The 11,745-nt window shown below is 68.4% G+C and carries 9 protein-coding genes and 1 tRNA gene; 4 read left to right on the top strand and 6 right to left on the bottom strand.

From position 1 onward, the window contains the following. Window positions 1-457 precede the first annotated feature (457 nt). Window positions 458-1,093, top strand: coding sequence for a nicotinamide riboside transporter PnuC (pnuC, locus tag BJP25_RS01575; protein ID WP_075972959.1), 636 nt, complete (start codon window positions 458-460; stop codon window positions 1,091-1,093). Between the two features lie 66 nt (window positions 1,094-1,159). Here the strand turns inward: pnuC and aceE are convergent, their stop codons facing one another. Beyond that, complete coding sequence (aceE, locus tag BJP25_RS01580; RefSeq protein ID WP_075972960.1) at window positions 1,160-3,928, bottom strand: pyruvate dehydrogenase (acetyl-transferring), homodimeric type; 2,769 nt, start codon at window positions 3,926-3,928, stop codon at window positions 1,160-1,162. Between the two features lie 288 nt (window positions 3,929-4,216). On the opposite strand from aceE, the gene BJP25_RS01585 reads away from it, so the two are divergent. The 3 genes from BJP25_RS01585 to BJP25_RS01595 all read left to right on the top strand — a co-directional run bounded on the left by BJP25_RS01585 (window position 4,217) and on the right by BJP25_RS01595 (window position 5,277). Continuing rightward, a complete protein-coding gene (locus BJP25_RS01585; protein WP_075972961.1) occupies window positions 4,217-4,648 on the top strand; it encodes a DUF3052 domain-containing protein in 432 nt (143 codons plus the stop codon). A 91-nt stretch (window positions 4,649-4,739) separates the two neighbouring features. Next, the gene (locus BJP25_RS01590; protein ID WP_075972962.1) at window positions 4,740-5,198 is read left to right on the top strand and encodes a peroxiredoxin; all 459 of its coding nucleotides are present in this window, start codon (window positions 4,740-4,742) and stop codon (window positions 5,196-5,198) included. Between the two features lie 7 nt (window positions 5,199-5,205). Then, window positions 5,206-5,277: transfer RNA gene (locus BJP25_RS01595), tRNA-Val, on the top strand. A 199-nt stretch (window positions 5,278-5,476) separates the two neighbouring features. On the opposite strand, the gene BJP25_RS01600 is transcribed toward BJP25_RS01595, so the two are convergent. From BJP25_RS01600 to BJP25_RS01620, 5 genes are all read right to left on the bottom strand, one after another. After that, complete coding sequence (locus BJP25_RS01600) at window positions 5,477-8,005, bottom strand: BsuBI/PstI family type II restriction endonuclease (protein WP_198943308.1); 2,529 nt, start codon at window positions 8,003-8,005, stop codon at window positions 5,477-5,479. 236 nt (window positions 8,006-8,241) lie between these two features. Next, window positions 8,242-8,910 (bottom strand): DedA family protein, encoded by a 669-nt coding sequence (locus tag BJP25_RS01605; protein WP_075972963.1) that lies wholly within the window; start codon window positions 8,908-8,910, stop codon window positions 8,242-8,244. Between the two features lie 187 nt (window positions 8,911-9,097). Beyond that, window positions 9,098-10,099, bottom strand: a complete 1,002-nt coding sequence (gene lipA / locus BJP25_RS01610; protein WP_075972964.1) for a lipoyl synthase — start codon at window positions 10,097-10,099, stop codon at window positions 9,098-9,100. A 36-nt stretch (window positions 10,100-10,135) separates the two neighbouring features. After that, entirely contained in the window at window positions 10,136-11,056 is a 921-nt protein-coding gene (locus BJP25_RS01615) for an oxidoreductase (RefSeq protein ID WP_075972965.1), read from the bottom strand. A gap of 84 nt (window positions 11,057-11,140) precedes the next feature. Further along, on the bottom strand, window positions 11,141-11,665 hold the full coding sequence (locus BJP25_RS01620) for a hypothetical protein (RefSeq protein ID WP_075972966.1): 525 nt from the start codon (window positions 11,663-11,665) through the stop codon (window positions 11,141-11,143). Window positions 11,666-11,745: the final 80 nt, after the last annotated feature.

An 11,745-nucleotide genomic window follows, 5' to 3' on the forward strand; every position in this document is an offset into this window, starting at 1 on the left:
CCACCCGATGCCGCAGGCAAGCCCACCCCACCCCACCCGATGCCGCAGGCAAGCCCACCCCACCCGATGCCGAAGGCGAGCCCAGAGATCCGAAGCCGAAGGCGAGCCAGATTCCCCCAACCCGCGCCGCTCGCCAGGGCGAGGTACCGCACCGTGGGGGTCCGGGGGGTCGCCCCCCGGGTGAAATGACGTTCCGGCCCCCGGGAGCGCGAAGCGCGAACAGGGTGGAGGCCGGAACGGCCCGCCCAGCATGTCGGTGCGCTCGATGCTGGGCGGGCCTTCTCCCCGGTCCCCACCGGTGGTTCCACTATGGACCCCTCGGGTGTATCGGGGCTACGTGGAACGGCGTAGTTCCCTCGAACGTGCGACGGCGGGGGGCTGGGTCGCGCGTCACACCGGGGGTGGAACAAACGAGTTGCGGTGCAGGGTTTGCTAGGACAAGGGAAAGGGGGCCTCGATGCACGTCCTGGTGGACCAAGGGGTGACCGTGTTCGGGCAGCACATCGGGTGGGCTGAGCTCATCGGGCAGGTGTTCGCCCTGGCGGTGGTGTTCCTGGCGCAGCGGCGGACGTTGTGGACGTGGCCGGTGCAGTTGGTGTCGGTGGTGCTGCTGTTCGCGGTGTACCTGTCCGCGCACCTGGGTGGGTTGGCCGTGCGGCAGCTGGCGGTGGGGGTGATCGCGCTGTACGGGTGGTGGGCCTGGGCGCGGCGGCGGGACCCGGTGTTCGGGGTGGCGGTGCGGCGGGCCAGCGGGTGGGAGCTGCTGGCGACGGGGGTGGCGTTCGTGGCGGGGACGGTGGTGTTCGCGCTGGTCCTGGACGCGCTGGACGCCTCGTGGGCGCCGTGGCCGGACGCGGCGATCTTCATCGGGACGGTGCTGGCGTTCGGGTTGCAGGCCTACGGGCTGGTGGAGTTCTGGATCGTGTGGCTGCTGGTGGACGCGATCGGCGTCCCGCTCCAGCTGGGCAGCGGGCTGTACTTCAGCGCGCTCATCTACACCGTGTTCGCCGGGCTGGTGGTCTACGGGTGGGTCAGCTGGCACCGGTCGGCCAAGCAGCAGAGCGCGGGGGCCACGAGCGCCGTCCACGCCTGAGCCGGGACACCGGAAGGGCCGGGTGGGGGAGTCCCCGCCCGGCCCTTCCGCGCTCGTGACCTGCTGCTACGCGACGCCGGGGTCGCCAACCTGGGGGCCTGCCGCCATCACGTCGTCGATCTTGTAGCGGCGGGCGGCCTCGGCCACCAGCGACCGGTCGACCTCGCCGCGGCGGGCGAGGGCGGCCAGCACGCCGACGGCGATGGACTCGGCGTCGACCAGGAAGTGCCTGCGCGCGGCCGGGCGGGTGTCGGAGAACCCGAAGCCGTCGGTGCCCAGGGTGGTCATGTCGGTGGGCACCCACGGGCGGATCAGGTCCGGCACCGCGCTCATCCAGTCCGACACCGCCAGCACCGGGCCCTGGTGGCCCTTGAGCGCGCTGGTCACGTACGGCACCCGGGGCTCGGCCTGCGGGTGCAGCAGGTTGTGCCGGTCGACCTCCACGGCCTCGCGGCGCAGCTCCGACCAGGACGTCGCCGACCACACGTCGGCGTTGACGTTCCAGTCCGCGGCCAGCAGCTCCTGGGCCTTGAGGGCGTTGGGCATCGCCACGCCCGAGACCAGCACCTGCGCCTTGAGCCCGGTCTGCGACGCGGCCGCGCGGTAGCGGTAGAGGCCGCGCAGCAGCCCCTCCACGTCGAGGTCCTGCGGCTCGGCGGGCTGCTGGTAGGGCTCGTTGTAGACCGTGAGGTAGTAGAAGACGTCCTCGGCCTGCTCGCCGTACATCCGGCGCAGCCCGTCCTTGACGATGTGGGCGATCTCGAACGACCACGCCGGGTCGTAGGCCACCACGGCCGGGTTGGTCGCCGCCAGCAGCAGCGAGTGCCCGTCGTTGTGCTGCAGGCCCTCGCCGGTCAGCGTGGTGCGGCCCGCGGTGGCGCCGAGGATGAACCCGCGCGCCATCTGGTCGGCCGCGGCCCACAGCCCGTCGCCGGTGCGCTGGAACCCGAACATCGAGTAGAAGATGTAGATCGGGATCATCGGCTCGCCGTGCGTGGCGTAGGAGGTGCCCGCCGCGGTGAACGACGCGGTGGAGCCCGCCTCGTTGATGCCCTCGTGCAGGATCTGGCCCTGCTCGGACTCCTTGTAGCTGAGCATCAGCGACGCGTCGACCGAGGTGTAGAGCTGCCCGTTCGGGTTGTAGATCTTCTGCGTCGGGAACATCGAGTCCATGCCGAACGTGCGCGCCTCGTCCGGGATGATCGGCACCAGCCGCGGGCCGAGCTCCTTGTCCTTGGCCAGGTCGCGCACCAGCCGGACGAACGCCATGGTGGTGGCGACCTCCTGCTTGCCGGAGCCGCGCCGGATCACGTCGTAGACCTTGTCGCCGGGCAGCACCAGCGCCTTGGCCTTGCCGCGCCGCTCGGGCAGGTACCCGCCCAGCTGGCGGCGGCGCTCCTGCAGGTACTGGATGGCCTCGTCGTCCTGCCCCGGGTGGTAGTAGGGCGGCAGGTACGGGTCCTTCTCCAGCTCCGCGTCCGCGATCGGGATGCGCAGGGTGTCCCGGAACGCCTTGAGGTCGTCCAGGGTCATCTTCTTCATCTGGTGCGTGGCGTTGCGCGCCTCGAAGTGCGGGCCGAGGTTGTAGCCCTTGATCGTCTTGGCCAGGATCACCGTCGGCTGGCCCTTGTGCGCGGTCGCCGCCTGGTAGGCCGCGTAGACCTTGCGGTAGTCGTGGCCGCCGCGCTTGAGGTTCCAGATGTCCTGGTCGCTCATCGGGTCGACCAGGGCCTTGGTGCGCGGGTCGCGGCCGAAGAAGTGCTCGCGGACGAACGCGCCGTCGTTGGCCTTGTAGGTCTGGTAGTCGCCGTCGGGGGTCTGGTTCATCAGGTTGACCAGGGCGCCGTCGCGGTCGGCGTGCAGCAGCGCGTCCCACTCCCGGCCCCAGATGACCTTGATGACGTTCCAGCCCGCGCCGCGGAAGTACGACTCCAGCTCCTGGATGATCTTGCCGTTGCCGCGCACCGGGCCGTCGAGGCGCTGCAGGTTGCAGTTGATGACGAAGGTCAGGTTGTCCAGGCCCTCGTTGGCCGCCACGTGGATCAGCCCGCGCGACTCCGGCTCGTCCATCTCGCCGTCGCCGAGGAAGGCCCACACGTTCTGGTCGGCGGTGTCCTTGATGCCGCGGTCGTGCAGGTAGCGGTTGAACCGCGCCTGGTAGATCGCGTTCATCGGGCCCAGGCCCATCGAGACGGTCGGGAACTCCCAGAAGTCCGGCATCAGCCGCGGGTGCGGGTAGGAGGGCAGGCCGCCGCCGGGGCCCGCGTGGGAGAGCTCCTGGCGGAACCCGTCGAGCTGGTCGGTGGACAGCCGCCCCTCCAGGAACGCGCGGGCGTAGATGCCCGGGGAGGCGTGGCCCTGCACGTAGATCTGGTCGCCGCCGCCGGGGTGGTCCTTGCCGCGGAAGAACCAGTTGAAGCCGACCTCGTAGAGCGCCGCGGAGGAGGCGTAGGTGGAGATGTGACCGCCGACGCCCACGCCGGGGCGCTGCGCGCGGTGCACGGTCATCGCCGCGTTCCACCGCACCCACGCGCGGTAGCGGCGCTCGACCTCCTCGTCACCGGGGAACCACGGTTCGCGCTCGGTGGGGATGGTGTTGACGTAGTCGGTGCTGGTCAGCGACGGGACGCCGACGTGGCTCTCCCGCGCGCGCTCCAGCAGGCGCAGCATCAGGTACCTGGCGCGCTGCTGCCCGCCCTCCTCCAGCGCGGCGTCGAACGACTCCAGCCACTCCGCGGTCTCCTCCGGATCGATGTCGGGGAGGTGCGCGGCGAGGCCGTCGCGGATGACGCGGACCCGCTCGGGGGCGCCTGACCTGTCGTTGTGGGTGGCCACGGTGGAGCTCCAGCCTGGGTAGTGGGCGGGTTTGCAACGCGCGCGCGTGTGTGCGCGCGTCTCACTCTGCCATGTTCGTCTGAATCGAACCCGCCGTCATCCTTACTGGTCGGTAGCCCTGCGATCGCCCGGTCGCAGGGCTCAGGACGGTCACGGATTACGGCGTGTCGGGCACGTGACGGTTGCGCAGGTGGGCACTGCCAGTGTTCGCTGTTGCCCAACGAACAGGCAGAACGCGGCGGGCGCCCTGGTTGCGCCGCCGCGACGGGCAGATGGAGGAGCGACACCGTGGTGGCCGCGGGAGATGCCGGGACCCCCGGCATCGCCGACAAGTTGGGGATCGAGACCGACCAGGTCGTCCAGGAGATCGGCTGGGACGAGGACGTCGACGACGACCTGCGCGCCGCCGTCGAGGAGCGCATCGGGGCCGACCTGCTCGACGAGGACGCCGACGAGGTCATCGACGTCGTGCTGCTGTGGTGGCGCGAGGACGACGGCGACCTGACCGACGCCCTGGTCGACGCCCTCACCCCGCTCGACGACAACGGCGTCATCTGGGTGCTCACCCCCAAGACCGGCCGCGAGGGCCACGTCGAGGCCAGCGACATCGCCGAGGCCTCGTCCACCGCGGGCCTGGCCCAGACCTCCAGCGTCTCGGTGGCCCCGGACTGGTCGGGCACCCGGCTGGTCTCGCCGAAGTCGGCCAAGGTCCGCCGCTGACCGTCCGCCACCCGGGCGCCCGCCCGGGTGGCCTACGCTGGTCGCGCGCGCCCCGGAGCCGGTCCGGCGGCGCCCCGTGCGGGAGGTTGCCATGGCGGTCGAGGTCGGTCAGCAGGCACCGGAGTTCACCCTCAAGGACTTCGACAACCAGCCGGTCTCGCTGTCGTCGTTCCGCGGCGAGAAGAACGTGCTCCTGGTCTTCTACCCGTTCGCCTTCAGCGGCATCTGCCAGGGCGAGCTCTGCCAGGTCCGCGACGAGTTCGCCGCCTACACCGACAACGACGTCGAGGTCCTCGGCGTCTCCGTCGACACCCCCTACGCCCTGCGCGCCTGGGCCGACCAGCAGGGCTACACCTTCCGCCTGCTCTCGGACTTCTGGCCGCACGGCGAGGTCGCCAAGGCCTACGGCTGCTTCTTCGAGCAGGCGGGCTTCGCCACCCGCGGCACCTTCCTCGTCGACAAGACCGGCACCCTCCGCTTCGCCGAGGTCAACGGCCCGGGCGAGGCCCGCGACCAGCAGGCCTGGAAGCAGGCCATCGCCGCCCTGTAGCGGCGGGGGGCGCATAGCTCAGCGGAAGAGCACTCGGCTTACACCCGAGCGGTCGCAGGTTCGAACCCTGCTGCGCCCACAGCGTCAATGTGCAAAGCTGCGGCTTCTCGCGCACTCATGGCAGTCCAGACTTCTGGCCATGTGCTTGAAGATGCTCGTCGTCAAGTTGGTTCCGGGGCCTGCTGGCGTGAGTGTGAAAGCTCAGGTGATCAAGTGTGACGCTTCAGCGATTTGCGAAATGGTTTGCCGATCAAAATGTGTGGGGCGAGTTTCCGATCCTACTTGGAATCGTAAGGGCCTAGGAATCGTTCGCCATTGAAATGGATCATGTGGGTAGGTGCGTCGGCGCACCAGACCTCGGTCTCCCACGAGATGTTGGCGAGGTGCTTCCGCATGGTGACTCGGTCTGGAAAACAAGATACAAAGACCAACCCGGCCGTACTTCCCGCGAAAAGCGTGTTGAGCTCACTGTGCCGCTTCGCGTCCACGGGACCATGGCTGCTCGCCGCTTCGAGCAAAATCAGCCAGTTCCTGTCGGGCATGTGAACGATGAGGTCAGGCATCTTTCCGTGTTTGTCCACATGAATGCCAAGACTACTCAAGCCTTGCTGGTCAAAGTGCTTCCACTTGCTGTCGGCGTCGCCGATGTAAAGAATATTCCCATGCGGTGCGAAGATAGCGCAAAAGTCTTTGATCATCTGCTTTATCAGCATATTCTGACCGCCCGGGCTGATGTCAATCTTGATCCCTCCGGGCAGTAGTACGGGAATTCGGTTCACTTCGCGTTCCGCTGCGTACTTGCTCTGCAACCCGGGGAGGTCGCTCAAATAGCGGTGCAATGCTGCGTCAAAGTTGGTTGTGCCGAATTCCTTGAGCACTTCGAGTGCGCGATCTGTGACCTGATAACATGTTTTCGGTGAGTTGATCGGCCGATCCGGTTGATCTGGGTTCAAGGCAACCAGTCCGGCTTCAACGAATTGGTGCAATGTCTGCCGTCGGATGGTTTCACGAGTATTGGGCTTGTAATCTCGACCGTGGTGGTTACGCAAGAAGTCCATGATTTCGACGGTGCGAAGTTGCGGGTTGGACGCATCGCGCCAATGTTGCGAAGGATTCAGGTTTGCCAACGCGAGAAGCACAAGCGCTGATCGCTCGTTGCTTCGTTCTGAGTCGAAGTTCAGTGTGCTGAGCAAATGGCGTGCTTCGCCAACCAGAGCGTTCACGTCTTCAGTCCCCTCGACCCTGTCGGAAGTTGCGTCAATCGTACCGAGGATGTGCTTTTCGATGAGTTCATCGAGTTCGGCCTGTTCGGGCCAGCGCGCAACATCAACAGCTCGACCAAGGCTAGCAAGAAGATCGGCTGCCGGGTAGCGCATGGTGCGCAGGTCGGTAGCATTCACCTGGGTGTGCCCACTGAATTGTCTGAAGTACAAGTCCAGCACAGATGAATTCAGCCAGATTGCAAGGCCGACTGCTAGATCTTCTTTCAATCCGCGATTGTCGGAATGAAAAACGTTCAAGTGATTCTCGAAAGCTACTGGCCCTGTTGTCACGTCGCAGGGTCGATAGACGGATGCCACCACCCGGCGAACCTCCTCCTTGGCGCTGAGGCGCTTCACTGCAACGTAGGTCCCTGGCGGAAGAAGCAGCTTCCTGGTTTGAGGAATGTTCTTGATTCCGTCGGGTTTGCGCGGTTTTGCAACGGGCCAGGCCACTCGCCCTTCGCGCAGGTGCCTCGGATACAGAAGTGGAACGACGTCGTCGGCAGGGGGATCGAGGATGAATTCTGTCGCGCGAAAGTCCACAACCTTACCCGTGGAAACCTGAATCCCGAGGTCTGTCAGCGTCGCATCCAGAGTGGTGATCACTTGACTGATCTTGTCGTCATCCGCATCGGTGGGAATGCGTATGAACATTTCGGCATCGGTGGGGTGGACCAAATCTTCATACGGCAAGACGCGCTCATGGAATCCGTCGAGGTGTGCCCGGGAGGTCGTGATTGTCGTCTTGTCGGGCAGTCGTCCCGACGTGCCGCTGAAGATAATCGTCTCTTGCAACACCGACGAGTCGGAGAAAAGTGTGCCACGCTCGTGAAAAACGGCGATCTTGTCCAAGGACATCCGCGACAGGAGGAAGCGACGGAAATCTTTGAAGTAGGCGCCGTTGCAAAAGCTGCGCGGCGTGATGGCCACGAGCTGGCCTGCGTCTCCCAGGAGGCATGCGCCAACCGCGAGGAATGCTGCGTACATATTTGGCACCTCTACCCCGACTTGGGCAAGGTGCCTTCTCGTGTCTGAAGCGCGCCCAACTTTTCCGTACGGGGGGTTCTGGATGACGATGTCGAATCGGGGCGAACTCGCATCGCTGTACAGACTGCTGCCTGTTCGGTCGATTCCCCAGTGGATGAAGTTCTGGAAGATGACTTCGTATTCGAGTTCGGTGCCGAGTTCGCGAGCAACCCGTTGACAGTCGCTCAGCGTTCCTTCCAATTGCGCTCGAAGAGCACGGTCGATTTCAACAGCTGTGATCTGAATTGATCGGCCCGGTTGCTCTTCAAGTATTCTACCGACGAGCGCGGCGGTCAGGACCCCGATCCCCGCCCCCGCGTCAAGGATCTTCAACGGACCGCAGCCGTCCAGCCGTGGCTGGGCCGCGATGATCTCAGCAACTCCGCTCGGAGTGAAGAATTGTCCCAGCTTGCGCTGCATGTCGGCGTTGAGCGAGCCGCCGGCTTGCTGACGACGCGCTTCTACTTTGGTCAGCAGCGCGGCGACCGCATCTGACGCCTTGGCGGCCTTGGTCATCATCAGCGCAGCCTATCTGCTGTCGACGACTTCGAGGCGCCCGGTCTGACCTCGGCATTCGAGAGATAGAGGGTTGGTTAGACGTGATCTCGCCGTTCGCTCGCACTGTCGAGTGCTGTCCCGTGCGCACGCGATTGATCATCTCGGGAGGTTCGCGATCAGCTACGCCTGCGTATCGCTGCCGACCGCACTCTCTGTCCTCCACACAGCACCGGTAATGGGTAGCTCCTGGTTGGCCCTCAGGCCACGGGCTCCAGGTCTTCGTCCTGGCCGGACTGCTGCGGCACCGGGGCGGCGGACTTCTTGCGGCGCTTCTTGACCAGGTGCACGGCCACGACCGCCAGCACGACCGCGGCGAGGACGGCGAGGGCGCCGGTGCTCATGGCGCTCTCCAGGCGCTTGGCGGCTTCGCCGAGGGCGGCGCCGATGGAGATGTGCAGGAGGGACCAGCAGGCCGCTCCGGCGAAGGCCGCGGGGAGGAACTTGCGGTAGGGGAGGCCGGAGGTGCCCGCGGCGGCGGGGGTGAGGGTGCGGACGACGGGGAGGAAGCGGGCGAAGAAGACCGCCCAGGCGCCGCGCCTGCGGAGCAGGTCGGTGGTCTTGTCCCAGCCCTCGGCGCCGTAGCGCTGGATGAGCTTGGTCTCGCGCAGGCGGGGGCCGAAGCGCTTGCCGATGGCGTAGCCCAGGGAGTCGCCGCTGGTGGCGCAGATGGTGACCACCAGCCACAGGATGAGGAACCTCGGCAGGGTGTTGGCCGTGGTGGAGCCGATCAGCAGGCCCGCCTCGCCGGGGGCGATGAAGCCCAGGCCGATGGTGCACTCGGCCAGCACCAGGCCGCCGGTGGCGGCCACGAGCGCGGGCTGCGGCAGCGCTTGCAGCCAGTCCAGGACATCGGTCATCAGTGCCACGGGTCCCCCTAGGGCGGCGTTGGTCTCGCTCGTCAGAGGGCGCCCGGATTGTTCCGGTTCCCCGCTATGTGTATATCGCCGTCACCTGGAAGACGTAACCCCGCCCCTGGATCACGCTGCGTCACCCCATCCGGACACGGCACGGCCCGGCTGGTGGGACCAGCCGGGCCGGTGCGGTGGCGACGGGTCAGCGCTGCATCAGCGCGCCGATCTCCTGGGAGGCCTCGCCCGCCTCGGCCAGGTGGCGGAGGTTCTCCGGAACGACCTCGCCGCGGTGGGCCACGGCCTGCGCGTAGAGGCGGCCCGCGCGGTAGGACGAGCGGACCAGCGGTCCGGCCATCACGCCCGCGAAGCCGATCTCCTCGGCGGCCTGCTTGTGCTCCAGGAACTCCTCGGGCTTCACCCAGCGCTCGATGGGGTGGTGGCGCAGCGAGGGGCGCAGGTACTGGGTGATGGTGATGATGTCGCAGCCCGCCTCGTGCAGGTCGCGCAGGGCGGCGACCACCTCGTCGGGGGTCTCGCCCATGCCGAGGATGAGGTTGGACTTGGTGACCAGGCCGAACTCGCGGGCCTCGGTGATGACCGCCAGCGAGCGCTCGTAGCGGAAGGCCGGGCGGATGCGCTTGAAGACCCGGGGGACGGTTTCGAGGTTGTGGGCCAGGACCTCGGGGCGGGACTCGAAGACCTCGGCCAGCTGCTCGGGCACGGCGTTGAAGTCCGGGATCAGCAGCTCGACGCCGGTGCCGGGGTTGAGCGCGTGGATCTGGTGGACCGTCTCGGCGTAGAGCCAGGCGCCGCCGTCGGGCAGGTCGTCGCGGGCGACGCCGGTGACGGTGGAGTAGCGCAGGCCCATGGCCTGCACGGACTCGGCGACCCGGCGGGGCTCGTCGCGGTCGAGGTCGGCGGGCTTGCCGGTGTCGATCTGGCAGAAGTCGCAGCGGCGGGTGCACTGCTCACCGCCGATGAGGAAGGTGGCCTCGCGGTCCTCCCAGCACTCGAAGATGTTGGGGCAGCCCGCCTCCTCGCACACGGTGTGCAGGCCCTCGCGCTTGACCAGGCCCTTGAGCTCGCGGTACTCGGGGCCCATCTTGGCGCGGGTCTTGATCCAGGAGGGCTTCTTCTCGATCGGGGTCTGGGAGTTGCGCACTTCGAGGCGCAGCATCTTCCGACCCTCAGGCGCTACCGTCACGCCCCCCAGGCTACGCCTGCCCGGCTCACCGCGACATCACGCGGGGTCCGGGGAAACGCCGGTGAGATCCGCTGTTCGCACCCACAACGTCCGGGCGATGTCCGGGTTCGACGCCAGAGACCTCGGCCGGGCCCGGCCCGGGGCCCCGAAGACCTCCAGCGGGCCGGTCGGCCCCAGGTAGTCGCCGCCGCGCACGCCCGGGTCGGTCGCCGCGCGCAGCTGGGGCAGCGTGCCGCGCTCGACGGACTGGGTGATCGCCTTGTTGCCCAGGCGGGCGGCGGCCAGCGCCACCCGGCTCAGCGGGCCGGTGCCCAGGCGGGCCTTGACCGAGCTGATGGCCAGCTCGGTGTCGGTCATCCCCGGGTGCGCGGCCACGCTCAGCACGGGCGAGCCCGCCGCGGTCAGCCGCCGGTGCAGCTCGAAGGCGAACAGCAGGTTGGCGGTCTTGGACGCGCTGTAGGCGGCCATCGGCTTGTACGGGCGCCGGTCGAAGCCCAGGTCGTCGACGTCGAAGCCGGGGTTGCGGTGGGCGAGGCTGGACAGGGTCACCACGCGCCCGCGCAGGGCGGGCACGAGCAGCCAGGTCAGCGCGGCGTGCCCGAGGTGGTTGGTGCCCATCTGGAGCTCGAACCCGTCGGCGGTGGTGCCCCGGGGTGGGCCCATCACGCCCGCGTTGTTGACCAGCACGTCGAGCGCGTCGCCGGTGCGCTCGCGGACCTCGGCCGCGGCGGTGCGCACGGAGGCGAGGTCGGCCAGGTCGAGGTGGACCAGTTCGGTGTCGCCGGGGATCGCCGCCTGCGCGGCCCGGCCCCGGTCGAGCGAGCGGACGCCGAGCAGGACGCGGGCCCCCTTGCCCGCGAGCACCTGCGCGGTCCGCAGCCCCAGGCCGGAGGTGGCCCCGGTGACCAGGACGGTGCGCCCCGACTGGTCGGGGATGTCGCTCTCGCCCCAGCTCACCGCACGGCCTCCTCGGTCGGGTCCCGTCGCCCCGGCGGGGTGGATCGGGACCGCCCCCGCGAGGGTAGCCGCCGCGGGGGCGGGTCAGGCGCTGGCGACCAGCCTGCGGAGCAGGTCCACCGGCGAGGTGCGGCGGGCGCGCTGGCGCGGCTGCTCCTCGGGCTCGTCGGCGCGCAGCAGCGCCAGGTAGGCCGCGCCCACCCGGGCGGCCTCGTCGGCGGGCTCGTCCTCGGCGGCCAGGCCCGAGGCGTGCGCCAGCAGGCGCTGCTCGGCCTCGCGCACCGGCGCGGGCAGCTCCGACTCGTGCGCCACCAGCAGGTGGTGCAGCACGGGCGAGGCCTGCGCCGCGCGGCGGTAGGCCGCGGACACGGCGTCGACCCGGTCCAGCGCGGGGTCGGCGGTCGCCTCGGCGTCGGCCACCCCCACGTGGCCGGTCAGCCTGCGCAGCCACCGGTGGTGCAGCGCCAGCAGCACCTGCTCGGCGTCGCGGAACGCCGCGCGGGCGACCGGCACCTGCTCGAAGGGGATCGGCTCGCCCGGTGCGTGGCGGGCGTGCGCGAGCACCGCGTCCAGCGCGGCCTGTCTGCGGTAGTGGTCGTCCCAGCTCATCCCTCGGTCCCTCCCCGTGACCTCCGCCGTACCGTGGGTTTGCGGCATACCGGCGGTATGATCCCAGCCTAGCAGCGGAC

The sequence above is a fragment of the Actinokineospora bangkokensis genome (assembly GCF_001940455.1).
Lineage (GTDB): Bacteria > Actinomycetota > Actinomycetes > Mycobacteriales > Pseudonocardiaceae > Actinokineospora > Actinokineospora bangkokensis.

What these genes read in the sequence shown, in the direction of transcription:
- BJP25_RS01600 (WP_198943308.1), bottom strand. Translation starts at nt 8,005, where the DNA reads ATGATGACCAAGGCCGCCAAGGCGTCAGATGCGGTCGCCGCGCTGCTG.
- pnuC (WP_075972959.1), top strand. Translation starts at nt 458, where the DNA reads ATGCACGTCCTGGTGGACCAAGGGGTGACCGTGTTCGGGCAGCACATC.
- BJP25_RS01590 (WP_075972962.1), top strand. Translation starts at nt 4,740, where the DNA reads ATGGCGGTCGAGGTCGGTCAGCAGGCACCGGAGTTCACCCTCAAGGAC.
- BJP25_RS01620 (WP_075972966.1), bottom strand. Translation starts at nt 11,665, where the DNA reads ATGAGCTGGGACGACCACTACCGCAGACAGGCCGCGCTGGACGCGGTG.